Origin of the sequence: Streptomyces sp. NBC_01283 (assembly GCF_041435335.1) — a bacterium.
Taxonomy (GTDB): domain Bacteria; phylum Actinomycetota; class Actinomycetes; order Streptomycetales; family Streptomycetaceae; genus Streptomyces.
Genome location: NZ_CP108430.1, coordinates 3,454,531 through 3,479,131, shown reverse-complemented (window position 1 = coordinate 3,479,131; position 24,601 = coordinate 3,454,531). Strand labels below are relative to the sequence as shown.

At 70.6% G+C, this 24,601-nt stretch carries 24 protein-coding genes; 12 read left to right on the top strand and 12 right to left on the bottom strand.

Annotation, left to right across the window (positions count from 1 at the left end; all coding sequences use genetic code 11):
* Nucleotides 1-36 precede the first annotated feature (36 nt).
* From sigE to OG302_RS15675, 5 genes are all read left to right on the top strand, one after another.
* Nucleotides 37-804, top strand: coding sequence for an RNA polymerase sigma factor SigE (gene sigE, locus OG302_RS15695; RefSeq protein ID WP_361833267.1), 768 nt, complete (start codon nucleotides 37-39; stop codon nucleotides 802-804).
* Nucleotides 801-1,829: an anti-sigma factor gene (locus tag OG302_RS15690; protein WP_371527359.1), complete on the top strand. Its 1,029-nt coding sequence runs from the start codon at nucleotides 801-803 to the stop codon at nucleotides 1,827-1,829. Before sigE ends, OG302_RS15690 begins: the two co-directional genes overlap by 4 nt.
* Nucleotides 1,830-1,955: 126 nt before the next feature.
* Nucleotides 1,956-4,187, top strand: coding sequence for a trypsin-like peptidase domain-containing protein (locus OG302_RS15685; protein ID WP_371527358.1), 2,232 nt, complete (start codon nucleotides 1,956-1,958; stop codon nucleotides 4,185-4,187).
* Between the two features lie 82 nt (nucleotides 4,188-4,269).
* Nucleotides 4,270-4,749, top strand: coding sequence for a sec-independent translocase (locus OG302_RS15680; protein ID WP_371527357.1), 480 nt, complete (start codon nucleotides 4,270-4,272; stop codon nucleotides 4,747-4,749).
* 186 nt (nucleotides 4,750-4,935) lie between these two features.
* Nucleotides 4,936-5,607: a hypothetical protein gene (locus tag OG302_RS15675; RefSeq protein ID WP_371527356.1), complete on the top strand. Its 672-nt coding sequence runs from the start codon at nucleotides 4,936-4,938 to the stop codon at nucleotides 5,605-5,607.
* A gap of 89 nt (nucleotides 5,608-5,696) precedes the next feature.
* On the opposite strand, the gene OG302_RS15670 is transcribed toward OG302_RS15675, so the two are convergent.
* Genes OG302_RS15670 through OG302_RS15660 form a run of 3 tightly spaced genes read right to left on the bottom strand, consistent with a single transcriptional unit; the run spans nucleotide 5,697 to nucleotide 8,711 of the window.
* The gene (locus OG302_RS15670) at nucleotides 5,697-6,830 is read right to left on the bottom strand and encodes an Mrp/NBP35 family ATP-binding protein (RefSeq protein ID WP_351163497.1); all 1,134 of its coding nucleotides are present in this window, start codon (nucleotides 6,828-6,830) and stop codon (nucleotides 5,697-5,699) included.
* A 44-nt stretch (nucleotides 6,831-6,874) separates the two neighbouring features.
* On the bottom strand, nucleotides 6,875-7,462 hold the full coding sequence (locus tag OG302_RS15665; RefSeq protein ID WP_371527355.1) for a DUF1003 domain-containing protein: 588 nt from the start codon (nucleotides 7,460-7,462) through the stop codon (nucleotides 6,875-6,877).
* Nucleotides 7,437-8,711: a magnesium transporter MgtE N-terminal domain-containing protein gene (locus OG302_RS15660; protein ID WP_371527354.1), complete on the bottom strand. Its 1,275-nt coding sequence runs from the start codon at nucleotides 8,709-8,711 to the stop codon at nucleotides 7,437-7,439. Before OG302_RS15660 ends, OG302_RS15665 begins: the two co-directional genes overlap by 26 nt.
* Nucleotides 8,712-8,917: 206 nt before the next feature.
* Between OG302_RS15660 and OG302_RS15655 the strand changes: the two genes are divergently transcribed.
* Entirely contained in the window at nucleotides 8,918-9,691 is a 774-nt protein-coding gene (locus OG302_RS15655; RefSeq protein ID WP_371527353.1) for a hypothetical protein, read from the top strand.
* An 18-nt stretch (nucleotides 9,692-9,709) separates the two neighbouring features.
* Here OG302_RS15655 and OG302_RS15650 read toward each other — a convergent pair whose 3' ends face one another.
* Together OG302_RS15650 and OG302_RS15645 are read right to left on the bottom strand one after the other, a co-directional pair.
* A complete protein-coding gene (locus OG302_RS15650) occupies nucleotides 9,710-10,222 on the bottom strand; it encodes a hypothetical protein (protein ID WP_371527352.1) in 513 nt (170 codons plus the stop codon).
* 23 nt (nucleotides 10,223-10,245) lie between these two features.
* A complete protein-coding gene (locus OG302_RS15645; RefSeq protein ID WP_361833282.1) occupies nucleotides 10,246-11,367 on the bottom strand; it encodes a magnesium and cobalt transport protein CorA in 1,122 nt (373 codons plus the stop codon).
* Between the two features lie 470 nt (nucleotides 11,368-11,837).
* Here OG302_RS15645 and OG302_RS15640 point away from each other — a divergent pair, with 470 nt between their 5' ends.
* Entirely contained in the window at nucleotides 11,838-12,422 is a 585-nt protein-coding gene (locus OG302_RS15640) for a suppressor of fused domain protein (RefSeq protein WP_371527351.1), read from the top strand.
* A gap of 50 nt (nucleotides 12,423-12,472) precedes the next feature.
* On the opposite strand, the gene OG302_RS15635 is transcribed toward OG302_RS15640, so the two are convergent.
* Nucleotides 12,473-13,726: an MFS transporter gene (locus tag OG302_RS15635; protein WP_371527350.1), complete on the bottom strand. Its 1,254-nt coding sequence runs from the start codon at nucleotides 13,724-13,726 to the stop codon at nucleotides 12,473-12,475.
* 160 nt (nucleotides 13,727-13,886) lie between these two features.
* On the opposite strand from OG302_RS15635, the gene OG302_RS15630 reads away from it, so the two are divergent.
* The 3 genes from OG302_RS15630 (at nucleotide 13,887) to OG302_RS15620 (ending at nucleotide 16,353) form a co-directional block, all read left to right on the top strand.
* Complete coding sequence (locus OG302_RS15630) at nucleotides 13,887-14,528, top strand: DUF6758 family protein (RefSeq protein WP_361833288.1); 642 nt, start codon at nucleotides 13,887-13,889, stop codon at nucleotides 14,526-14,528.
* Between the two features lie 243 nt (nucleotides 14,529-14,771).
* Nucleotides 14,772-15,638 (top strand): PHP domain-containing protein, encoded by an 867-nt coding sequence (locus OG302_RS15625; protein WP_371527349.1) that lies wholly within the window; start codon nucleotides 14,772-14,774, stop codon nucleotides 15,636-15,638.
* A 109-nt stretch (nucleotides 15,639-15,747) separates the two neighbouring features.
* The gene (locus tag OG302_RS15620) at nucleotides 15,748-16,353 is read left to right on the top strand and encodes a MarC family protein (RefSeq protein WP_361833292.1); all 606 of its coding nucleotides are present in this window, start codon (nucleotides 15,748-15,750) and stop codon (nucleotides 16,351-16,353) included.
* Between the two features lie 131 nt (nucleotides 16,354-16,484).
* On the opposite strand, the gene OG302_RS15615 is transcribed toward OG302_RS15620, so the two are convergent.
* The gene (locus OG302_RS15615) at nucleotides 16,485-16,637 is read right to left on the bottom strand and encodes a hypothetical protein (RefSeq protein WP_167829028.1); all 153 of its coding nucleotides are present in this window, start codon (nucleotides 16,635-16,637) and stop codon (nucleotides 16,485-16,487) included.
* 200 nt (nucleotides 16,638-16,837) lie between these two features.
* Between OG302_RS15615 and OG302_RS15610 the strand changes: the two genes are divergently transcribed.
* Nucleotides 16,838-17,761, top strand: a complete 924-nt coding sequence (locus OG302_RS15610) for an NYN domain-containing protein (protein WP_371750130.1) — start codon at nucleotides 16,838-16,840, stop codon at nucleotides 17,759-17,761.
* Here OG302_RS15610 and OG302_RS15605 read toward each other — a convergent pair.
* Entirely contained in the window at nucleotides 17,758-18,621 is an 864-nt protein-coding gene (locus OG302_RS15605) for an alpha/beta fold hydrolase (protein ID WP_371527348.1), read from the bottom strand. The genes OG302_RS15610 and OG302_RS15605 overlap by 4 nt on opposite strands.
* Nucleotides 18,622-19,170: 549 nt before the next feature.
* A complete protein-coding gene (locus OG302_RS15600) occupies nucleotides 19,171-21,333 on the bottom strand; it encodes a DEAD/DEAH box helicase (protein WP_371527347.1) in 2,163 nt (720 codons plus the stop codon).
* Nucleotides 21,334-21,796: 463 nt separating this feature from the next.
* Here OG302_RS15600 and OG302_RS15595 point away from each other — a divergent pair, with 463 nt between their 5' ends.
* The gene (locus OG302_RS15595) at nucleotides 21,797-22,534 is read left to right on the top strand and encodes a ferritin-like fold-containing protein (protein WP_371527346.1); all 738 of its coding nucleotides are present in this window, start codon (nucleotides 21,797-21,799) and stop codon (nucleotides 22,532-22,534) included.
* A gap of 493 nt (nucleotides 22,535-23,027) precedes the next feature.
* On the opposite strand, the gene OG302_RS15590 is transcribed toward OG302_RS15595, so the two are convergent.
* The 3 genes from OG302_RS15590 to OG302_RS15580 all read right to left on the bottom strand — a co-directional run bounded on the left by OG302_RS15590 (nucleotide 23,028) and on the right by OG302_RS15580 (nucleotide 24,525).
* Nucleotides 23,028-23,300, bottom strand: a complete 273-nt coding sequence (locus OG302_RS15590) for a hypothetical protein (RefSeq protein WP_371527345.1) — start codon at nucleotides 23,298-23,300, stop codon at nucleotides 23,028-23,030.
* 192 nt (nucleotides 23,301-23,492) lie between these two features.
* The gene (locus OG302_RS15585) at nucleotides 23,493-23,720 is read right to left on the bottom strand and encodes a DUF3107 domain-containing protein (protein ID WP_055565193.1); all 228 of its coding nucleotides are present in this window, start codon (nucleotides 23,718-23,720) and stop codon (nucleotides 23,493-23,495) included.
* 163 nt (nucleotides 23,721-23,883) lie between these two features.
* The gene (locus OG302_RS15580; protein ID WP_249587903.1) at nucleotides 23,884-24,525 is read right to left on the bottom strand and encodes a TetR/AcrR family transcriptional regulator; all 642 of its coding nucleotides are present in this window, start codon (nucleotides 24,523-24,525) and stop codon (nucleotides 23,884-23,886) included.
* Between the last annotated feature and the right edge of the window lie 76 nt (nucleotides 24,526-24,601).

The following is a 24,601-nucleotide window of genomic DNA, read 5'->3' as shown; positions in this document are numbered from 1 at the left end:
AAAAACGCTTATCCGGAGCTAACGGGCGAGGTGGCTATGGTAGGGGCTCCACTGGACACCACCAGAGCCGACAGGGGAGGTGCGGCTGCGTCCGCGGATCGGGGAGGAGCGCTGAGGCGCTTTCTCGGGTTGGCGGGTGAGCCGAAATCCGTGACCGACACCGCTGACCGATTCCACACCGCCAGTTCCGCTCAGACCGCGACCTTTGCCGCTGATGCGGAATCGCAGGCGTGGACTCCCCCCACCTGGGAGGAGATCGTCAGCACGCACAGCGGACGGGTCTATCGCCTGGCATACCGCCTGACCGGCAATCAGCACGACGCCGAGGACCTCACGCAAGAGGTCTTCGTCCGTGTCTTCCGGTCCCTGTCGACCTACACCCCCGGCACGTTCGAGGGCTGGCTGCACCGCATCACCACGAACCTGTTCCTGGACATGGTGCGCCGCAAGCAGCGCATCCGTTTCGACGCCCTCGGCGACGACGCGGCGGAGCGCCTCCCCAGCCGTGAGCCGTCGCCGCAGCAGGTCTTCAACGACACGCACTTCGACGCGGACGTGCAGCAGGCGCTCGACACCCTCGCTCCGGAGTTCCGCGCGGCCGTGGTCCTCTGCGACATCGAAGGTCTCTCGTACGAGGAGATCGCCGCGACCCTGGGCGTCAAGCTGGGCACGGTCCGCAGCCGTATCCACCGTGGCCGCTCGCAGTTGCGCAAGGCCCTTCAGCACCGGTCGCCCGAAGCCCGCGCCGAGCGCCGCTCGCTCGCAGGAGCCGTGGCGCCGGGAGGAGGGGGCGCGACCGAGTGAGTGGATCACGGTCGAATCCTGCCGAGCGGCATCTGGCCGAGCAGCATCTGGGGGACCGACTCGCCGCCCTGGTGGACGGTGAGTTGGGCCATGACGCGCGTGAGCGGGTCCTCGCTCATCTCGCGACCTGTCCGAAGTGCAAGACCGAGGCCGACGCGCAGCGGCGGCTCAAGAGTGTCTTCGCCGAGGCGGCGCCGCCGCCTCCCTCCGAGAGTTTCCTCGCCCGGCTGCAAGGCCTGCCCGGCGGTGGCAGCGAGCCTCCGCCCGGCCCCAGATCCCCCGGCGGCGGCTTCGCCACCGCGGACAGTGAGTCAGGGCTGCCGCCGAGCGGAGTCTTCGGCATACGGCCCGAGACCTTCGGCTACGCGCCCTCGGGCAGCCATGCCACGGTGCTGCCGGGTTCGGGGCGCGGTTTCCGCATCCATGACGTCGACCGCCGTGACGTGGGCCGGAACGAGGCCGAGCGGTCGCTGTGGCGCGGACGGAGGTTCGCCTTCGCCGCCGCGGGCGCGGTGTCGCTGGCCGCGATAGCGCTGGGCGGCGTCACGACGGGCATCCCTGCCGACCCGGGTGACTCGCGCGCGGGCTCGGGCAGCAGCAACAGCAGTTCTGGCAGCAGCAACAGCAATGCGTCGCCGCTGCGTTCGCCGGGCTCGGCTGCCACCTCGGCTCCCGATTCCGTCCGCCGCCGCGGCAGCGGGCCGCTGTCGGTGCAGGGTCAGCGTCCCGGAGTCCTCGTGGCGCCGGTCGCGCCGACTCAGGCGACCGGCCCTCTGCTGCCCGGTGTGCCTGCGCGGGGCCCTCGTATCGACCAGCCCGAGTCCGTGTCCGCCCGGCATCAGATCGCGGCGCCGATGCTGACCGGCGCGGCGATCATGTCCCCGCTGATCCGGCCGGTGCCTCCCGTCGTATCGGGCAGCACCTCTTCCGCCGGTACGGTGCCGACCCTGGACGAGGCGGCTTCGAGCACCGCGGCGTCCTCACCCATAGAGGGCACCCTGCAGGGCACTTCGCAGATCCGCTGACGTGCTCTGCGCTTCGGTGCGGGAACCTGGTTGAATCCTCGGTGGGCCGTGCCTGCCCGAGGCTTGTGGCGGGCGCGGAGTTGAGCACGTGATCGGCGTCCGCCGTAGGCCAGGTGTGGGGAGAGCATGGACGAGGGCAAGCCCACGAAGGCGAAGTGGTGGAGCCGCCCCAGGTCGGCGTCCGCGCCTGACGGCACGGGTGCGGAGCGGGGCGGACCCGCCACCGGGGACGAGGCCACGGGCGCCGCCGACCGAGAGGACGACTCCGGCGACTTCACCCTGGCAGCAGCGACTCCGCTGGGCGCAAGGCCTGAACCGACTTCACCTGGGGTTACGCCTGATCCGGGTCCGTCCGGGGTGGGGCCGGAGGTGGCTTCGCCTGGCGCGGGGCCTGAGCCGGCTTCGCCTGGGTGGACTTCGCCCGGGGCTGGGTCTGAGTCGACTTTGGCTGGGGTGACGTCTGAGCTGGCTTCGGCCGAGCCGACTCCGACCGCTGCCGCGCTTGGCCCCCGGGCTGATGCCGTGGGTCCGTCCGCTGTCGCGCCCGGCGCCGACGCCTCGGCTCCGGCCGACGCGGCTGCTGTAGCTGCCCATACGTCTGGTGCCCCCGGCCCGGGTGTCCCCACCGGTACCGTTCCCGTCGCGCCTGCCGACGCGGCCCCCGCGCCCGGCACCTCCGCCCCGGGTGTTCCCGCTCCGGCGGGTACCACTCCCGTCGCACACGCCGGCACTGCTCCTGGTGACCCGGCTTCGGGCGTTTCGACCCAGGCTGCCGCGAATCCTGCGCCCGGCACCCCGGGCCCGGGTGTTCCCGCCCAGAGCGGCTCCGCCCCCGACGCCTCGGCTCCTGGAGCCCCCGCCGACCGCCCCCGCCCGCTGCACGACCCCGATCCGTACAGCACCCCGCCCTACGGTGAGCCCGGCCCCTGGGCCCCCGCCCCGCCCGTACAGCACCCGACGGCCACCCCGACCCACGGCACACAGCTCCCGGCGGCGAACCACAGCGGCACCCCGCCCCACGGCACCCCGGGCCCGGCCCCCGCCCACGGCTCCACCCCGCCCCACGGCACCCCGCACCCCACGCCCCCGCAAGGCGGCGGCCCGCAGCCCCACCCTCACGCCGCCCCGCATCACCAGCCTCAGCCCCAATCCCAACCCCAACCCGCCCCTCCCCGTCAGTCCTACGACCCCTGGAACGCCCCCCTCCAGCAGAGTGGTGCCGTTCCCGTCGACAAGGACAAGCAGCGGAAGCGGGCGCGGCGGGTCATTCTTGTCGGGATCGCCGTCATCACCCTCGTGGCCGGAGGCCTGGGTGGGGCCTTGGGGGCGTATCTGGAGCGGAACGCCGGTGTTTCCGACATCGAGTTGCCGCAGGCCGGGTCCCAGGACAAGGCGCGGGCCAAGGACAGCGTCGCCGGGATCGCGGCGAGCTCGCTGCCCGGCGTCGTGACCCTGCACGTCAGCGGCGACGAGGCGCAGGGCACCGGCACCGGGTTCGTGCTGGACGGCAAGGGTCACATCCTCACCAACAACCACGTGGTCGAGCCCGCCGGCACCGGTGGCGAGATATCGGTGACCTTCAGCGGCGGCGAGACCGCCAAGGCGGAGGTCATAGGCCGTGACGCCGGGTACGACCTCGCCGTGGTCAAGGTCTCCGGCGTACGCGGGCTCAAGCCACTGCCCCTCGGCAACTCCGAGAACGTGCAGGTGGGCGACCCCGTCGTCGCCATCGGTGCCCCCTTCGACCTGGCCAACACCGTCACCTCGGGCATCATCAGCGCCAAGGAGCGCCCCATCACCGCCGGCGGGGAGAAGGGCGACGGCAGCGACGTGAGTTACGTCGACGCGCTGCAGACCGACGCTCCCATCAACCCCGGCAACTCCGGCGGCCCGCTGGTCGACGCCCAGGCCCGGGTGATCGGCATCAACAGCGCCATACGCTCCGCCGACGACAGCTCGGCACCCGGCGGCGGCCAGGCGGGTTCCATCGGCCTCGGCTTCGCCATCCCCATCAACCAGGGCAAGCGCGTCGCCGAAGAGCTGATCAACAACGGCAAGGCCGTGCACCCTGTGATCGGCGTCACGCTCGACATGGAGTACACCGGCGACGGCGCCCGCGTCGGCGACAAGGGCAAGGGCGGCGGCCCCGCCGTGAACGCGGGAGGCCCCGGCGACCGTGCCGGAATCAAACCGGGCGACGTCATCACCGCGGTGGACGGCCAGCGCATCCACTCCGGAGACGAGCTCATCGTCAAGATCCGCGCGCATCGGCCGAAGGACAGCCTTGAATTGACGGTCCAGCGAGCTGGAAAGGACCGGAAAGCGACCCTCGTGCTCGGCGCGTCGGGCGGGAACTGATCCACGTCTGTCGCCCAGCGGCTACCGGACGGACAGGAACGCCGGGTACCGTGGACCCGGTCCGGATGGCAAGGAGCTCAAGGTGTTCTCAGACATTGGCCCGCTTGAGGTAGTGGCGCTGGTCGTCCTCGCCGTGCTCGTTTTCGGCCCGGACAAGCTGCCCAAGCTGATTCAGGACGCCTCGCGGACCATACGTAAGATCCGTGAATTCTCGGACAGCGCCAAGGCGGATATACGCAGTGAACTCGGCCCGGAATTCAAGGACTTCGAGTTCGAGGACCTGAATCCGAAGACCTTCATCCGCAAGCAGCTCGACAACGACGAGCTCGGCCTGAAGGAAATCCGGAACGGCTTCGACCTGAAGAAGGAGATGGCCGAGGTCACGGACGCCGTGCACGGGCGGGAGAGTGAATCCTCCGACGGCGCGACCGGCACGGACACCGCGTCCGACGCGGGCGGCCGCGTCGACATGGCCAAGAAGGACGGCCGCATGGACATGGACAAGAAGCCCGGGAAGGCCGCGCCCGTCGACCACCCGCCGTTCGACGCGGACGCCACCTGACCTCCTCCGAGGCGCCCGCGCTCCGCCCCTGAGCACGCCCCGTGGCACGTCTTTCCGGACACCCGTACGCCGACCGGTGTCCCAGCTTCCGGAACGGGTGTGGCTATCCTGCCTTGTTGTCCGGCTGAGGACGCCCGAGGGGGGCGGGCCCTGCGGACCGATGAGAACGAGGAGGCGGCCGGGTACATGGAGACGACAAGTCGCGTAGGCGCACAGGCGCCGACCGCGGACGGCACCGCACAGGCGATGCCCTCCGCCCGGCGCACGGTCGACAGCTATCTGCTGGCGCCCTTCCCCTGGTACGGCCTCGACGAGGCCTTCACGGGGCAGCGCTGGCTGATGCAGGTCGGCACCGCCGCGGACGGCGCGGTGGAGCACGGCTCCATCGGGCACGGCGATGAGCCGTCGGTACGGAGCGACGGACCCTTCGGGAACAGCGACAAGGAGCGCTTCGCGGTCGTGGTGACCGTCGCGGCCAACCCGGTGCGCCGCAGCCCGGACGGCACGGGCCTGCTGGAGGCGACCTCGGTGTCGTCCGCGGCCTGGCTCGCCGGAGTGGGTCTGCTGTCCTACACCTGGCCCAGCCAGATGGACCACAGCCTGCGCGACGACTGGCTGGACCAGCAGACCGAGACGGCCTGGGTCCTCGCGGACGATCTGCAGGGCGAGGACTGGTCGACGCTCTCGCTCCCGGTGGACGGGGTGCCGACCTCGTTCCACTACCGCGAGTCGGAGTTCGGCTGGATCCTCGCCGGGTCCACCAAGGACGGTGTGCCCCTGGGCGCCTACGGCCGCGGCATGAGCGCGTACGGCCTGGGCTTCTCCGTGGTCAAGGACATCCACGAGTACGCCGCCTAGCCCGACCGCCGCACACGTACGCCGATGGGGGCGCCGCTCATGACGAGCGGCGCCCCCATCGGCGTACGGCGGTGAAGCCCGGTAAAGCCTCAGAACTTGTTGCGCGGGGTGATCCCCAGGGTCATGCCCGCGAGGCCGCGCTGGCGGCCGCCCAGCTTGCCCGCGATCGTGCGCAGCGCCGAGCCGGCGGGGGAGTCCGGGTCCGTCAGGACGACCGGCTTGCCCTCGTCGCCGCCCTCGCGCAGGCGGACGTCGATCGGGATGGAGCCGAGGACCGGGACGTTGGCGCCCGTCGTCTTCGTGAGGCCCTCGGCGACCCGCTGGCCGCCGCCCGTGCCGAAGACGTCGACCATCTCGCCGCAGTGCGGGCAGGGCAGCCCGGCCATGTTCTCGACCACGCCGACGATCTTCTGATGGGTCTGAACGGCGATGGAGCCCGCGCGCTCGGCGACCTCGGCCGCCGCCTGCTGGGGCGTCGTCACGACGAGGATCTCGGCGTTCGGGACGAGCTGCGCCACGGAGATCGCGATGTCGCCGGTGCCCGGGGGCAGGTCCAGGAGCAGGACGTCCAGGTCGCCCCAGAAGACGTCCGCGAGGAACTGCTGGAGGGCGCGGTGGAGCATCGGGCCACGCCAGACGACCGGGGCGTTGCCCGGGGTGAACATGCCGATCGAGATGACCTTCACGCCGTGCGCCGACGGCGGCATGATCATGTCCTCGACCTGGGTGGGCTTGCCGTCCGCGCCCAGCATCCGGGGCACGGAGTGGCCGTAGATGTCCGCGTCCACGACGCCGACCTTCAGGCCGTCCGCCGCCATCGCGGCCGCGAGGTTCACCGTCACCGAGGACTTGCCGACGCCGCCCTTGCCGGACGCGACGGCGTAGACACGGGTCAGCGAGCCGGGCTTGGCGAAGGGGACCTCGCGCTCGGCGGTGCCGCCGCGCAGCGCGGACGCCAGCTCCTTGCGCTGCTCGTCGCTCATCACGTCGAGGGTGACGTCCACGTGGGTGACGCCTTCGACGGCGGCGACCGCGTCGGTCACGTTCTTCGTGATGGTCTCGCGCATCGGGCACCCGGAGACCGTGAGGTACACGGTGACCGCTACCACCCCATCAGGGGAGATATCTACCGATTTGACCATCCCCAACTCGGTGATCGGTCGGTGGATCTCGGGGTCGTTCACCGTCGCCAGTGCTTCACGCACCGCGTCTTCCGTAGCCATAAGACCGATAGTACGGCGCGGTAACCCTGCCCCGGAAAGAGCCGTCAACGGTCGCCTACATCACGCCCGCCGCTCTCCTCGGCCGGGAATACGACACGGTTGCCCCTGCGCTGCTCCTCCAGCTCCCTGACCAGGTCCTGGAGTTCCGAGCGGATCCAGTCGCGGGTGGCCACCTCGCCGAGCCCCATGCGCAGCGAGGCGATCTCGCGGCTCAGATATTCGGTGTCCGCGATGGACCGCTCGTTCTGTTTGCGGTCCTGTTCGAGATTGACCCGGTCCCGGTCGTCCTGGCGGTTCTGCGCGAGCAGGATCAGGGGGGCCGCGTAGGACGCCTGGAGGGAGAGCGCCAGGGTCAGGAACAGGAAGGGGAACGGGTCGAAGCGCAGCCCCTCGGGTGCCCAGACGTTCCAGGCGACCCACACGATGATGGTGACCGTCATCCAGACGATGAAGCGCCCTGTCCCCAGGAACCGCGCGATCCGCTCCGAGAGCCGCCCGAAGGCCTCGGGGTCGTACTCCGGCAGGAACTTGCGGCGCGGTGGCCGCGGCTGGTCGAGCCGGAAGCGGGGCGCGGTCCGCGGCTCCGGGCGGCCGTCCCGCTCGCGGTCAGCCGGTGGCACGGGGCACCTCATCCTGGTGGAATTCCGTCTCGCGCCAGTCGTCCGGCAGCATGTGGTCGAGCACGTCGTCGACGGTGACCGCACCGAGCAGCGAGCCGCCCTCGTCGACGACGGGGGCCGCCACCATGTCGTACGTGGCGAAGAACCCGGCGACCTGCGGCAGCGCCGTCTCCGGCGTGAGCGGCTGCAGATCGTCGTCGAGGATCGAGCTGACCAGCGTGTACGGCGGATCGCGCAGGAGCCGCTGGAAGTGCACCGTGCCCAGGTACTTGCCCGTCGGCGTCTCGTCCGGCGGACGGCACACGTAGACCTGCGCGGCGAGCGCGGGGGAGAGGTCCTGCTGGCGCACTCGCGCGAGGGCGTCGGCGACCGTCGCGTCCGGCCTGAGCACGATCGGCTCGGTCGTCATCAGACCGCCCGCGGTGCGCTCCTCGTACGCCATCAGCCGCCGTACGTCGGCCGCGTCGTCCGGCTGCATCAGCGTGAGCAGCCGCTCCTTGTCCTCCTCGGGCAGCTCGGCGAGCAGGTCGGCGGCGTCGTCCGGGTCCATCGCCTCCAGGACGTCGGCGGCGCGCTCCTCCTTGAGCTTGCCGAAGATCTCGATCTGGTCGTCCTCGGGCAGCTCTTCCAGGACGTCCGCGAGCCGGTCGTCGTCGAGCGCGGCGGCCACCTCGGCCCGCCGTTTGGGCGACAGGTGGTGCAGGACGTTGGCGAGGTCGGCGGGGCGCAGCTGTTCGAAGGTGGCGAGCAGGCTCTCGGCGCCCTGACCGTGCTCCTCCAGGCTGAAGCCGTCGACGGCCGACCACTCGACGGTCAGCGTCTCGCCCTTGCGCCGGAAGGTGCCGCCCTTTCCCTTGCGCACGAAGACGCGGTCGATCTCCCAGTCGCGGCGGGCCGGCAGCTGCTGCACCGACACGTCCAGGACGGTGACCTCCTCGTCCGACTCGACGAGCCTGACCCGCCGGTCGAGCATCTCGCCGAGCACGAGCCGCTCGGTGGGCCGCTGCTCGAAGCGCCGCACGTTCAGTACGCCGGTCGTGATGACCTGGCCCGACTCGATGCCGGTCACGCGGGTCATGGGCAGGAAGATGCGGCGCCGCGTGGACAGCTCCACGACGAGGCCGAGGAGGCGGGGCGGTCTGCGCTGCACCCGGAGCATCGCCACCAGGTCGCGCACCCGGCCCACCTGGTCGCCGTTCGGGTCGAAGACGGCGGTACCGGCCAGATGTGACACGAAGACCCGGGAGGCGCTGGCCGCCATTGCTCGCCCCTCCTCCGCTGGTGTGTGCGCTCGTAACCTTTTGTGTCGTTCTGTCGGGCAATGCGGGCTTCAGGCTAGCCCGTCCCGGTCGGATACGCCCCGGCGGAGCGTCCGGCCGGACTGGCGACGATCCACCTAGTCAGCACGGGTACGCTGCCGTACTGCCGTAGCCGTAGCCGTCGTCCCCACGAGAGGCAGCGCCCCCTGTGTCAGCGATCCCCCCGGTCCGCCGCACCCGCAAGACAGCCCTCGTGAGCACACTGTGCGCGGGTCTCGTCCTGGGGATCACGGGACTGACCGGGTGCAGCAGCGAGGAGGACCCGGACAAGGGCACCAACGGCATCGGCAAACTCTCCGCCGCGAAGATCCAGAGCAAGTCCCGCGCCGCGGCCGACGCGGCACCCGCGGTGCGGCTCTCGGGCACGCTCGTCAGCAAGGGGCACACGTACAAGCTCGACATGCGCCTCAAGGACGAGGGCGGCACCGGGTCGGTCACCTCGAAGGGTGAGACCTTCCAGCTGCTGCGCGTCGGCAAGCAGCTCTACCTGCTGGCCGACTCCGCCTTCTGGACCCACGAGGACGCCAAGGGCGGCCAGAAGCCCGGCAGGACGGACGGCGACGCCGCGGCCAAGCTCGACGGCAAGTACGTGAAGGTTCCCGAGGCGGACGCGTCCTACCAGCAGCTGAGCGGCTTCACCGACAAGGACCTCCTCCTGGAGGGCATGCTCACCCTGCACGGCAAGCTCGCCACCGGCGAACGCGGCACGACGTCCGGCAACCCCAGCATCAAGATCACCGGCGACAAGGGTGCGGGCGGCACCCTGGACGTCTCGCTCAAGGGCAAGCCCTACCCGCTGCGCCTGCAGCGCGCGGGTGACGCGGGCACGCTCCGGCTCAGCGACTGGGGCAGGGACTTCCCCCTCAGCGAGCCGGACAAGGACGAGATGGTGGACTACGGCGAGCAGCTGCCCGACTCGTGAGCCCGCCGCGGCCCGCAGCTAGCTCCGCCGCTTCTTCCGCCGGAACAGCAGCCGGGGCAGCGCTTCCGGCGCCGGCTGCCGGGTGGTCGCCCCGGTCGGCAGGGGCGGGGCCGCGAGGGAGCCGTCGGGCAGGTCGGTGATCGTGTCCTGCGGGGTGAGCCGGACGACCCGGCACTCGTCCGCCCAGCGCTGCGGCATCCGCTCGCCGTCGGGGGCGTTCAGGCGCTTGCCCTTGAGCTCGGCGACGGCCGCCTCCCACGCCTCGGAACGCGGCGCGAGCTCGGTCACCAGAGCCGTCCATGCGATGAGCCGGCCGCCCTTGTCCTTGCTGCGTACGGTCACTTCGGCGGTGCCGCCGTCGACGAGACCCGGCAGCGGCTGCTCGCCGGGGCCGTCGCCGACGAGGTGCGCCGCGCCTTCGTGCCACACGTGCCACAGGGCGCGGGCCGGTTCTTCGCCGCGCACCCAGATGAGGCCCGACTTCTTGGTGGCCTCCTCGAGGAGGGCCCGGGCGAGCAGCGTTTCTGTCATGCGCGCAGCCTACCGAGTGCCCCCTAGAGCCAGCCGTTGCGCTTCAGGGTGCGGTGGATGGCCCAGCAGGCGCCGCCGATGAGGCCGAGCACCATGGGGTAGCCGAACCGCCAGTGCAGCTCGGGCATGTGGTCGAAGTTCATGCCGTAGACCCCGCAGACCGCCGTCGGCACGGCGATGATCGCCGCCCAGGAGGTGATCTTGCGCATGTCCTCGTTCTGCGCGACCGCGGCCTGCGCGAGGTTGGCCTGGAGGATCGAGTTGAGCAGTTCGTCGAAGCCGACGACCTGCTCCTGGACGCGGGCCAGGTGGTCGGCGACGTCACGGAAGTACTTCTGGATGTCGGGGTCGACGAGCCGCATCGGCCGCTCGCTCAGGAGCAGCATCGGGCGAAGCAGTGGCGACACGGCCCGCTTGAACTCCAGGACCTCGCGCTTGAGCTGGTAGATCCGCCCGGCGTCGACACCGCGCGCGGAGCCCTTGCCCTTGCTCGGCGCGGAGAACACCTCGGTCTCCACCTCGTCGATGTCGTCCTGCATGGCGTCGGCCACCGCGAGATAGCCGTCGACGACGTGGTCCGCGATGGTGTGCAGGACGGCGGAAGGACCCTTGGCGAGGAGCTCGGGCTCCTCCTGGAGCCGCCGCCGCAGGGCCCGCAGCGAGCCGTGGCCGCCGTGCCGCACGGTGATGAAGAAGTCCCGCCCGGTGAAGCACATCACCTCGCCGGTCTCCACGATCTCGCTGGTGGCGGTGAGTTCGGCGTGCTCCACGTAGTGGATGGTCTTGAAGACGGTGAAGAGCGTGTCGTCGTAGCGCTCCAGCTTGGGCCGCTGGTGGGCGTGCACGGCGTCCTCGACGGCGAGGGGGTGCAGCCCGAACTCGGCGGCGATACCGGCGAATTCGGCCTCGGTCGGCTCGTGCAGACCGATCCAGGCGAAGCCGCCGTCGCGCCGCACCTGGAGCATCGCCTCGTGCGGCGTGAGGGTGTCGTCGCAGGCCGCGCGGCGGCCGTCGCGGTAGACGGCGCAGTCGACGACGGCGGAGGCCGCGGTGGGGTCGCGGGTGGTGTCGTACGAGCTGTAGGCGCTGCCGTCCTTGCGGAGCGAGGGACGGACGGCGGCGCGAAGGTCACGGATCATCGACATGGGCAGGCTCCTTTGACGGAGGCCGCCGGCGGCGGGTGGAACTACCCGGAATGGGGACGTCCTGCTGAGGATGTTTGGCACGTCCACAAAGCGGGGAGCACCGCACCATCGCGGTGGCAGCTTCGCTACTGACTCAGATCAGAGAACAGAGAGATCAGGTGGAAACGAAGTGCTCTTCCGTCGCACGCGAGCACGGGGAGCGCAGGCGCACAGTGGCAGCTACAGGGCTGCGTGAGGTGTCAGACGGAAGAACGGGTGGTACTGCACGGTCGACTTCGATCCATGGCAGCCCCACCTCCTCCGGCCGGTCCCCCGTAGGGGAAGTCCCAAGCGCGTAGCGCGCGAAGTCATCTGCGCCGGGCTTGAAAGCGCGCTCTGCGTGCTGCCCGGAACCAGCGGCCAACACTATCAGCCGACTGAAGTGTCAAGCCCCGCCTTTACCCGCCACTGACGAGTTCTATGCTCGCGACATGGCTGATGTTCTTGCTCTGGTCGAGGCCCGTCTCCGTACGGCCCTCGGTGAACCGGACGCCCGCGCCGCGGTGACCTTCCTCGGCACCGACCGCGTCGAAGTGCTGCGTTTCACGGACGGGGACGTGGTCCGCTACGCCACCCTCGGCATGTCGGCCCAGCCGATGGCCGACCCCACTGCCGCCCTCGCCGACCCGGTCAAGGGTCCGCGCGCGGAGCTGGTCCTCTCGGTGCGGGGCGGCGAGGCCGACACGGACAAGGTGCTGCGCCCCCTCGCCGTACTGGCCGCTTCGCCGCAGGTCGAGGGCCTGATCGTGGCCCCCGGCGCCTCGCTCGACGTGGGTGAACCGCTGTGGCCCGGCGCGCAGTTCACGTCGGTCCTTGTCGCGGAGCCCGGCGGCCTGGTGCAGGACCTGGAGCTCGACGAGCCGATGGAGCCCGTACGGTTCCTGCCGCTCCTTCCCATGACGCCGAACGAGGGCGCGTGGAAGCGGGTGCACGGCGCGCAGGCCCTCCAGGAGCGCTGGCTGAACAGCGGGACGGACCTGCGCGATCCGCTGCGCAAGTCCGTGTCCCTGGACTGAGATCCCGTCCGGTGAAATCCCGTACGGACTGAAATCCCGTACGGGAGATATCAGTTGGCGAAGACGGTGACGCCGTCCTCCGCCGCGTGCTTCGGTTCGAGCTCCTCGGCTTCGTGGGTGAGGGAGTCCTTGCGGACCCAGACGACGACCGCGCCGAGCACCGCCGTGACGGCCGCGACCACGAACGGGATGTGGATGTTGCTCCACTCCTCGATCTTCGGCGCGAAGAACGGTGCGGCGGCGGCAGCGAACCACCGGACGAAGTTGTAACCGGCGCTGGCCACCGGGCGCGGCGCGTCCGAGACGCCGAGCGCGAGCTCGGTGTAGACGGTGTTGTTCACGCCGATGAAGGCGCCGGACAGGATCGTGCAGACGATGGCCGTCGTGTGGTTGCCGTAGCCGAGCACGAGGACGTCCACCGCGAGCAGCACCAGCGAGCCGCCGAGCACCTTCAGCGAGCCGAACCGCGCCTGCATCCGCGGGGCCACCAGCACCGAGAAGGCCGCGAGCAGCAGACCCCAGGCGAAGAAGATCGCACCCGACTTGTACGGGGTCGTGTTCAGCACGAAGGGGGTGAAGGCCAGGACCGTGAAGAACGTGTAGTTGTAGAAGAACGCGGAGGCGGCGGCCGACGCGAGCCCGCCGTGCCCGAGCGCCTTGATCGGCGCGAGCAGCGACGTCTTCTGCGCGGGCTTCGGCTGCTCCTTCAGGAACGCCGTGATGCAGAGGAAGCCGACCGCCATCAGGACAGCGGTGCCGAAGAACGGGTAACGCCAGCTCGCGTTGCCGAGCACCGCGCCGAGCAGAGGCCCGCACGCCATGCCGAGACCGAGCGCCGACTCGTAGAGCAGGATCGCCGCGGCGCTGCCGCCGGCCGCAGCGCCGACGATGACCGCGAGCGCGGTCGACACGAAGAGCGCGTTGCCGAGCCCCCATCCCGCGCGGAACCCGACGAGCTCGCCGACCGATCCCGAGGTTCCGGCGAGCCCGGCGAAGACCACGACGAGCGCGAGGCCGAGCAGCAGGGTCTTCTTGCCGCCGATCCGGCTGGAGACGAACCCGGTCACCAGCATGGCGACGGCGGTGATCAGGAAGTACGAGGTGAAGAGCAGGGATACCTGACTGGCGGACGCGTCAAGGCCCTTGGCGATGGAGGGGAGGATCGGGTCGACGAGGCCGATGCCCATGAAGGCGACGACGGACGCGCCCGCGGTGGCCCAGACGGCCTTCGGCTGGCGCAGGAGGCTGGTCGCTCCCTCGTCGAACGGGTCCCCTTCGGAGGGGCCTTCGGTGCTGCTGTTCATGCCTGCTCCTTAGCGGCTTCCGTCGAGATCGTTGACGTATACACATATTAGTTAGCCAGACTAAAAGATGCAAGCTACATCTAATTTCCCCTGGTGACAGGGCCACCGGACGGGTGATCGTCCTTGACGGGGCGACGACCGGGGAGGACCGTTGGTCGTTATGAGGGGCGAACCCAGTTGCCCGAAGTGTGGTGGCCGGGTCAGGGCTCCCGGTCTCTTTGCCGACTCCTGGCAGTGCGACGTGCACGGGACGGTGCATCCGCTGCAACCTGTGATCCCGCCCAGTGTCGAGGCCATCCAGGTCGTGGTGCATCGCGCTCAGGTGCCGGTGTGGATGCCGTGGCCGCTGCCGGTCGGCTGGCTGTTCACGGGCGTGGCCTGCGCGGGCGACGACCGCAGCGGCGGTCGTGCGACCGCCGTGGCCTGCTCGGGGCCCGCGCCGCTCGGCGGCATGGGCGAGCTGGTCCTGGTCGCCGAGGAGCTCGGGGTCGGTCTCGGCGCGCGGTACGCGGGAGTCGACGGCCCGGATCCCGGTCCGTATCTGAACGTCGAGAAGCCACCGCAGGCTAAGCTCCTCGCCGCGGGCCGGCCGACCCCGCTGTGGCACGTGGCGGGCACGCCGGATGACCGCGCGGTGTTCGCGGGCGAGGCGCGCGGCCTGTGGCTGTGGGCGATCGCGTGGCCGGAGCAGTCGGGGCTTCTGATGTACGACGAGCTGGTCCTGACCGACCTGCGGGACGCGGGGGCCGAGGTGGACCTGCTGCCGTGCGGGGCGCTTTCGCCGCGGATCTTGATGCCGTGAGGGCGTGAGGGCGTGAGGGCGTGAGGGCGTGATGCCGTGAGGGTGTGAGGGTGGCGAGGTGCCGGGCGGCGGGTCCTCGCGGACGCTGACGGCGCGCTCGTCGGCTGTTGAGGCAGTGAGGGGTGTCTCGTCCGGGGCGGGCGGCGGAACGTTCGAGTCCCGTTATCCTTGAGCGTCCCCCTTGTCACCCGTCAGTCGGCTGCCCCCTTGGTCGCCTGCCCGTCAGAGCCTGGAGTCCGCGTCGTGCGCATCGACCTGCACACCCACTCCACCGCTTCCGACGGCACGGACACCCCGGGGCAGTTGGTGCGCAACGCCGCCGCGGCCGGTCTCGACGTCGTAGCGCTGACGGACCACGACACCACCCGCGGGTACGCGGAAGCCGTCGCCGCCCTCCCCGCCGGACTCACCCTCGTCACCGGCGCCGAACTCTCCTGCCGCCTCGACGGCGTGGGCCTGCACATGCTGGCCTACCTCTTCGACCCCGACGAGCCGGAACTCGCCCGTGAGCGCGAGCTCGTGCGCGACGACCGCGTACCCCGCGCGAAGGCGATGGTCGGCAAGCTCCAGGAACTCGGCGTCGCGGTCACCTGGGAGCAGGTCGCGCGCATCGCGGGCGACGGTTCGGTCGGCCGCCCGCACGTCGCCGAGGCCCTGGTGGAACTGGGCGTCGTGCCCACCGTCTCGGACGCCTTCACGCAGGACTGGCTCGCCGACGGCGGCCGCGCGTACGCCGAGAAGCACGAACTGGACCCCTTCGACGCGATCCGCCTGGTCAAGGCCGCGGGCGGCGTCACCGTCTTCGCGCACCCGGCGGCCGTCAAGCGAGGCCAGGTGGTACCCGAGGCGGCGATAGCGGAACTGGCCGCCGCCGGTCTCGACGGCGTCGAGGCCGACCACATGGACCACGATCCGGCCACCCGCGCCCGGCTGCACGGCCTTGCCACGGACCTCGGTCTGCTGGCCACGGGGTCGAGCGACTACCACGGCAGCCGCAAGACCTGCGTGCTCGGGGAGTTCACCACCGACCCCGAGATCTACGGGGAGATCACGCGCCGGGCGACCGGGGCGTTCCCGGTGCCGGGCGCGGGCGGAAGCCCCGCCGCGTAACGCGACCGTACGACTCCACGAGCCCACGGCTCCGCGTGACGCGACTCCGCCCCACCTTTTCCGCCGCCCCGTGCGGCATTTTCGTACGACTCACTGCAAGGCCATCACTGTGTTCGACGTTGCCGTCTTCGGATCCCTCTTTCTCACCCTTTTTGTGATCATGGACCCTCCCGGGATCACGCCGATCTTCCTCGGACTCACCTCCGGCCGCCCCGCCAAGGTGCAGAAGAAGATGGCCTTCCAGGCCGTGTGCGTCGCCTTCGGCGTGATCGCGGTCTTCGGCGTCCTGGGCCATCAGATCCTCGACTACCTGCACGTTTCCGTGCCCGCGCTGATGATCGCGGGCGGTCTGCTGCTCCTGCTCATCGCGCTCGACCTGCTCACCGGCAAGTCGGACGAGCCGACGCAGACGAAGGACGTCAACGTCGCCCTGGTGCCGCTCGGCATGCCGCTGCTCGCGGGGCCCGGCGCGATCGTCTCGGTCATCCTGGCCGTCCAGGACGCCGACACCCTCGGCACGCAGCTCTCCGTGTGGGCGGCGATCGTGGCGATGCACGTCGTGCTCTGGCTGGTGATGCGCTACTCGCTGCTGATCATCCGGGTCATCAAGGACGGCGGCGTGGTCCTCGTGACGCGGCTCGCGGGCATGATGCTCTCCGCGATCGCGGTGCAGCAGATCATCAACGGCGTGACGCAGGTGATCAACGGCAGCTAGGGCGTACCCGCCGGGGGAGCGGCCCGGGCATGCCAAGGGCCCCCGTACCAAGATGTACGGGGGCCCTTCAACCTGTGCGTGCAACCTATGTGCGCAACATATACGTGCAACCTATATGTGCAACTTGTGCGTTATGAGGCCGGGGATTCGGCCGGACGGATATAGATGCGCTGGCCGATCGCTGCGGCCTGCTGCACGATCCGATTGACGGAGGCGGCGTCTACGACGGTCCGGTCCACGGCGGCGCCGTCGACGTCGTCGAGTCGCATGATTTCGAAGCGCATAAGGCTTCTCCCTTCGTCTGGTCATCCTCCTGAAGGAGAACTACTGGAGTTGTGGCCGCCGGGACAGCTGTGTCCGGCGTTCCATACGGGTACAACGAGTTGCCCCCAGCAAACATTCCCTACGCTAAGGAAATTTTTCGACAGGCTAATTACTCGCGAGTAGCGAGACCGGTTGTGTTCGCTGCGTGACCGACGGGACAATGGCACCGATGAACGACGAGATCGAGATCAGCGCTCAGATCAGCGCCCAGCTGGAGCGCGCCAACGGACTCCTGGAGCGCGTGCTCGCCGAGGTGGCGAAGACGCCGTCCACGCACGCGATCTTCGTCGATGCCGGGTATGTGTACGCGGCGGCGGGCCGCCTCGCGGTCGGCACGGAGGACCGGCGCGCCTTCGACCTGGACGCGGAGGGGCTGATCGAGGCGTTCATCGACAAGGCGCGCACGATCTTCGCGGACAGTCGTCTGCTGCGTGTCTACTGGTACGACGGCGCGCGGCGCCGCATCCACACGGTGGAGCAGCAGTCGATCGCGGAGCTGCCGGACGTCAAGGTGCGCCTGGGCAATCTCAACGCGAACAATCAGCAGAAGGGCGTGGACTCCCTCATCCGGTCGGACCTGGAGTCACTCGCCCGGCACCGCGCGATCAGCGACGCGGCACTGATCGGGGGTGACGAGGACCTGGTCTCGGCGGTCGAGGCGGCGCAGGGGTACGGCGCGCGGGTGCACCTGTGGGGCATCGAGGCGTCCGAGGGCCGCAACCAGGCGGAGCCGCTGCTGTGGGAGGTCGACAGCCAGCGCACGTTCGACCTCGACTTCTTCAAGCCGTACGTGTCCCGGCGCACCCTCTCGACGTACGCGACGTACGACACCGCGGGCACGCCGCGTCCCGCGCGGGACGACGTCCGTTTCGTGGGCGCCCAGATCGCCGCGAAATGGCTGGCCGCGCGGGGGCGCGAGGCGCTGGTGGACCTGCTGCCGGGGCATCCGTACCTGCCCGGGTCGGTGGACCAGGAGCTCCTGGTGGAGGCCGAGAAGCTGCTCGCGTACTCGCTGCGGGGGCAGTCGGATCTGCGGCGGGCGTTGCGGGACGGGTTCTGGGAGCATTTGCAGACGCAGTACTAGGGGGCTCCTGGGCTGGTCGGGTTCTGGTCCCAGAAGGTGATGAGCGCCGCGGCGGTCTCCGTGGGGCGGTCGGTGTTGGGGGAGTGCTCGGCGCCGGTGATGACCGTGCGGTGAGCCCGCAGCCGGGCCGCCATGTCGTCGAGCCAGGGGATGGGCCAGGTGTCGTCGCGCTCGCCGGAGATGACGTGCTTGCGCAGCGGGACGGCCGCGAGCTCCGTGACGCGGTCGGGCTCGACACAGAGCTGCTTGCCCGTGGCGATGAGCTGGGCGGGACTGTGCCGCAGCCAGCGGTCGCGCAGGGCGGCGCCGTCGAGGTCGGCTTCCTCCGGCGGATCCATGGCCTGGATGGCCGCCCAGGCCTCGGCCATCGACAGGACGCCGAGCGCGTCCGTCAGCATCTTGGCGCGGGCCTGCTGGGAGGGTGCGATCCGGGCCGGCCCCGAGGCCATCAGAGTGAGCGAGGCGAAGGTGTCCGCGGGGGCGCGGAGGGTGGCGGCGCGGGCGATGAGGCCTCCGAGGGAGTGCCCGAGGAGGTGTGGCGTACCGCCGAGTGCGTCGGCCTGGGCGAGGACGTCCTGCGCCAACTCGCCCTGCTCGTAAGGGAATTCGTCGTCGATCGGTCCTGAGGTCTCGTATTGCCCCCGACCGTCTACGGAGACGGCTCGGTACCCGGCATCCGCGATGGGCCTGAGCAGGGCGATGAAGTCCTCCTTGCTCCCGGTGAATCCGGGGAGCAGCAGGACCGTGCCCTTGGCCTCGCCGGCCGGGCGGGCGTCCAGGGTGGCGAAGTCGCCGCGCACGGTCTTGAGGGGTCGGGCGTCGACGCCGGGGGGCGGGGTGAAGGTGGGGGGCCTGCTCATGCCTTCGAGGCTATCCGTAGGCGGGGCGTGGGTCCCCCCGGGTGCACCGGGGGCGACTCTCTCCTGCGGGGTGGCCTCGCTGCGGGCCTCCGGCTGGTCCGCTGCGGGGCGTGGAGCCGGCGGCTGATCCCCTGCGGGTGGCTTTCCCGCGCTTCGCGCGGATCTTTCCCACCCACTCGCCCGCCCGATTGCCCCGCAGTCGTAGGGGGTGCGGGCTGCTGGTCTCCTGCGGGTGGCCTTGCCGCGCTTCGCGCGATGTTTCCCGCCCCCCCCGCCTGATTGCCGTGCAGCCGCAGCGGGTCTGCTGCGGGTGGTTTTGCCGTGTTGCGTGCGGGGGCGATCTCAGCGGCCCGCGACGTTTGGGCGCTCGCGTGCTGTCTGTTCGTTCGTCTTGTGGCCGCCGGGTGCACGGGTGGGCGGGTGGGAGACATCCGGCGCGGAGCGCCGGGACTGCGTTGGGCGTAGGGGGAGTTGGGGCACGGCGCACGGAAGGCCCGGCACCCCCGTGGGGGGGCCGGGCCTTCAGGCGTTCAACCTCAGCGGAGCGTCTCAGCTCTCCTCGGCCGGTGCCGCCACCGCCTTGCGGGTCCGGCGGCGCGGCTTCGCAACCGCCGGCTCCTCCTCGGTGGCAACCGGAGCTTCCGTCGCCTTACGCGTACGGCGACGCGGCTTCGTCTCCTCCGTCGGCTGAGCGGGGATCTCGGCCTCGACCGTGTCGACGGCCGCCTCCGCTGCCTTGCGGGTCCTGCGGCGCGGCTTGGTGGCCGGGGCCTCGGCGGCTTCTGCCGTCTCGACCACGGGCTCTGCCACCTTGCGCGTGCGGCGACGCGGCTTCGTTTCCACCGGTTCCGTGGGGGGCGCCGTCTCCACGGCCTCGACCGTGTCCACGGCCGCCTCTGCCGCCTTGCGGGTCCTGCGGCGCGGCTTGGTGGCCGGGGCCTCGGCGGCTTCTGCCGTCTCGACCACGGGCTCTGCCACCTTGCGCGTGCGGCGACGCGGCTTCGTTTCCACCGGTTCCGTGGGGGACGCCGTCTCCACGGCCTCGACCGTGTCCACGACCGCCTCTGCCGCCTTGCGGGTCCTGCGGCGCGGCTTCGTGGCCGGGGCCTCGGCCTCCACCTCGACCACGGTCTCCGCTGCCTTGCGCGTGCGGCGTCGCGGCTTCGTTTCCGCGGGCTCCGCCGGGGGTGCCGTCTCCACGGCCTCGACTGTTTCGACCACGGCCTCCGCGGCCTCGGAACCGGTCCGCGTCCGGCGGCGGCGACGCGGCGTGCGCGGCTCCGTCAGCTCGGGCTCCGGAGCGGCCACAGCCACGGCCGCGGCGGACGGTGCGGTGGCCTCGGCCACTGCCACCGCCGGAGTCTCCAGCGGCGTACCCGACCGGGTGCGGCGACGGCGACGCGGCGTACGTGCCTCACGCGGCTCGCGCTCCGGCTCGGCAGCGCGCCCACGGTCACGACCACCGTCACGGCCGCCACGATCGCGGTCGCGGTCGCGCCCGCGCGAGCCACCCTTGCCGCCCGTCTCGCCGAGGTCTTCGATCTCCTCGGCGCGCAGGCCCGCACGGGTCCGCTCGCCGCGCGGCAGCACACCCTTCGTGCCCGCCGGGATGCTCAGCTCCTCGTACAGGTGAGGAGAGCTGGAGTACGTCTCGACCGGGTCGGGGAAGCCCAGGTCAAGGGCCTTGTTGATCAGCTGCCAGCGCGGGATGTCGTCCCAGTCGACCAGCGTGATCGCGATGCCCTTGGCGCCCGCGCGGCCGGTGCGGCCGATGCGGTGCAGGTAGGTCTTCTCGTCCTCGGGGGACTGGTAGTTGATGACGTGCGTGACGCCACCGACGTCAATGCCGCGCGCGGCGACGTCCGTGCAGACGAGCACGTCCACCTTGCCGTTGCGGAAGGCGCGCAGCGCCTGCTCACGGGCGCCCTGACCGAGGTCGCCGTGCACCGCGCCGGAGGCGAAGCCGCGCTTCTCGAGCTGCTCGGCGATGTCCGCGGCGGTCCGCTTCGTACGGCAGAAGATCATCGCGAGTCCGCGGCCGTCGGCCTGCAGGATGCGCGAGACCATCTCGGGCTTGTCCATGTTGTGCGCGCGGTACACGTGCTGCTTCGTGTTCGCGACGGTCTGGCCCTCGTCGTCCGGCGCGGTGGCGCGGATGTGCGTGGGCTGCGACATGTAGCGGCGGGCCAGGCCGATGACCGCGCCCGGCATGGTCGCCGAGAAGAGCATCGTCTGGCGCTTGGCCGGAAGCATGTTGATGATGCGCTCGACGTCGGGCAGGAAGCCCAGGTCGAGCATCTCGTCGGCCTCGTCGAGGACCAGGCACTTGATGTGCTTGAGGTTGAGCTTCTTCTGGCCCGCGAGGTCGAGCAGACGACCCGGCGTGCCGACGACGATGTCGATGCCCTTCTTGAGGGCCTCGACCTGCGGCTCGTACGCACGGCCGCCGTATATGGCGAGGACGCGGACATTGCGCGCCTTGCCGGCGGTCAGCAGGTCGTTCGTGACCTGCTGGCACAGCTCACGGGTGGGGACGACGATGAGCGCCTGCGGGGCGTCGGTCAGCTGCTCGGGCTTGGCCCGGCCCGCCTCGACGTCCGCGGGGACGGTGACGCGCTCCAGGATCGGGAGTCCGAAGCCGAGCGTCTTGCCGGTGCCGGTCTTGGCCTGGCCGATGACGTCGCTGCCGGAGAGGGCAACGGGGAGCGTCATCTCTTGGATGGGGAAAGGGCTGACGATGCCGACGGCCTCAAGGGCCTCGGCCGTCTCGGGGAGAATTCCGAGATCGCGGAAAGTCGTAGTCAGGGCATTGCCTCTTCTGTGAGACGCAGTCCGAGGCGAACGCTGGGGGTCGTGACCGTGCCACTACCGCCGGCTGCTTGGGGGGCGGGGCCGGGGGCGCGGGACCACTGCCTGCGCTCGAGCGCTCGTACCGCTGAGGTTCCCTCCTCATGCCGTACGCACTGTGCGTACTGCCTGGAGGGCTGTCGGGTCGGAGCCGATCGGGCCTCCGACCGGGCATCCTCATTCGTACGGCCCGTCGAATATTCGGCAGGCGCATTACCACTGTACCCCGGAATCTCGCAGCCGTGTCTGGCGAATTGGTCACGTAGTCGTCGTCACAGTCACTGACCAGGCCCTTACACGTTGCTGCGAGCGGGCTATTGTGCGGTTTATGGAGACGCCTGACACCGCCGCTGACACGCCTGCCGAACCCAAGGGAATCGCCGCCCAGGACTGGACGACCGCTGCCGCCGACCCGAACTACCGCGCCGCGGTCGTCGACCTGCTCGGAGCGCTTGCCTACGGAGAGCTCGCGGCGTTCGAGCGGCTCGCGGAGGACGCGAAGCTGGCGCCGACGCTCGGCGACAAGGCGGAGCTGGCGAAGATGGCGTCGGCCGAGTTCCACCACTTCGAGCAGCTTCGGGACCGGCTCTCGGCGATCGGCGCGGACGCGACCGAGTCGATGGAGCCCTTCGTTGCCGCGCTCGACGGCTTCCACCGCCAGACGGCGCCGTCCGACTGGCTGGAAGGCCTGGTCAAGGCGTACGTGGGTGACTCGATCGCCAGTGACTTCTACCGCGAGGTCGCGGCGCGGCTCGACGGCGACACCCGTCGTCTCGTCCTCGGCGTGCTCGACGACACCGGGCACGCGAGCTTCGCCGTGGAGAAGGTGCGCGCCGCGATCGACGCGGACCCGCGGGTCGGCGGGCGGCTCGCGCTGTGGGCGCGGCGGCTGATGGGCGAGGCGCTCTCGCAGTCGCAGCGGGTTGTTGCCGACCGGGACGCGTTGTCGACCATGCTGGTCGGCGGCGTCGCCGATGGCTTCGACCTTGCCGAGGTCGGGCGGATGTTCTCGCGGATCACCGAGGCGCATACGAAGCGGATGGCTGCGCTGGGCTTGGCGGCGTAGTCGCTGGGGCTCCGGGGGCCGGATTCACCTGCGGGTGCGCTGTGGCTTGCCGCGTTTCCCTGGGGGCCTGATGCGCCGGGTTCTGCTGCGGGTGGGTTGGGGCTTGTCGCGCCGTTCCCCGCGCCCCTGGGGGGGCTGGTGTGCTGGGTTCTGCTGCGGGTGGGTGGGGGTTGAGCGCGCAGTTCCCCGCGCCCCTTGGAGGGGCTGGTGTGCTGGGTTCTCCTGCGGGTGGGTGGGGGTTGAGCGCGCAGTTCCCCGCGCCCCTGGGAAGGGCTGGTGTGGCCGGTTCCCTTGCGGGTGCGTCGTGGCTTGGCGCGCAGTTCCTCGCGCTCCCAAGGGGCGCTGTGACTTGGCGCGCAGTTCCTCGCGCCCCTAAGCGGCGCTGTGGCTTGTGCGTCGGTCTCCGCGCGCCCCAGAGGCGCTGTGGCTTGGTGCGTCGGTACCCGTGCCCCTATGCGGTCCGTGTCCCTTTGGGACGGCGCGGACCCGCCCGCTACGCCGTCGCTGAGCGACGGCGTAGGTGACCCCTGCTGGGGCGGAGCAGGAGTGAGAGCAGTGCTGCTGCCACGGCCACCGCGCCCACGAGTGTGCCGGGGGCGTGGCCGGCTCCCAGGGCCATGTGCGTGACGAACGACCCGATCACGGCGCCCGCGGCCCCGGTCGACAGGACCAGGTTGCGTGCGGGCAGCCGGTGGGGCAGTCGGTGGGCCGCCGCCCATGCCAGGGCGAAACCGAGCAGTGCGGAGCCGAGTGCTTCCAGAATCACAGGGTGTTCCCTCCCTCGCGGCCAGGTGCAAAACGGTCGTAGCCGGTCTTACCCCTGGCGGCCGGAATGCAATCCTCCAGAGCCTTCCCGCAAGCGGCGCGTCGACGCGTAAGAGCCAACGCACGCGAACGGCCCGGTGGTTGTGACCACCGGGCCGTTCCCGTTCTTCGTCCTGCGTGCGGCGCCCCTGAACTACAGGGCGCTGAAGCCCACCTTGCGTGCGGTCGGCTCGCCGAGCTCGACGTACGCGAGGCGGTCGGCCGGAACCAGGACCTTGCGGCCGTGGTCGTCCACGAGGCTCAGCAGCGGCGACTTGCCGGTCAGCGCCTCGGACACCGCGTGCTCGACTTCCTCGGCACTCTGGCCGCTCTCCAGCACGATCTCGCGGGGCGCGTACTGCACGCCGATCTTGACCTCCACGGCTTTGTCCCTCCGACGGTCAGTGATGTGCGCGGTGTCCGCGCCGTACTCAGCACACATTAGCCCGGTGAGGCGATGCGCATGCTTCCGCCGCTGCACGCCAGTAGCGAACAGAGATCGGGAACAGAATGCGGGAACGGGAAACCGGCGTTCCCGATCGGTGTCAGTGGCCTTCCAGGCCATGCAGCGGGAAGCCCGCGATACCGCGCCAGGCCAGCGACGTCAGCAGCTCCACGGCCTTGTCGCGCGGGACCGTGCTGCCGCTGGCGAGCCAGTACCGGGCGACCACCTGGGAGTAGCCGCCGAGGCCCACCGCCAGCAGCATCGCCTCGTCACGGGGCAGACCCGTGTCCTCGGCGATGACCTCGCAGATCGCTTCCGCGCACTGGAGGGTGACCCGGTCCACACGCTCACGGACCGCGGCCTCGTTCGTCAGGTCCGACTCGAAGACGAGGCGGAACGCGCCGCCCTCGTCCTCCACGTACGCGAAGTACGCGTCCATCGTGGCCGCGACGCGCAGTTTGTTGTCCGAGGTGGACGCGAGCGCCGTACGGACGGACTGCAGCAGTGATTCGCAGTGCTGGTCGAGCAGCGCGAGATACAGGTCGAGCTTGCCGGGGAAGTGCTGGTAGAGCACCGGCTTGCTGACTCCGGCCCGCTCGGCGATGTCGTCCATCGCCGCCGCGTGATACCCCTGCGCGACGAAGACCTCCTGCGCCGCGCCCAGCAACTGATTGCGTCGGGCACGACGCGGCAGGCGTGTGCCCCGAGGGCGCGCTGCCTCTGTCTGCTCGATGGCTGTCACGCCGCCTCCCATGATCGTGAATGTGCGGTGTGCGCCGCGCGGCCATCGTACTTTTCGGTAACTGTGATGTGCGCGG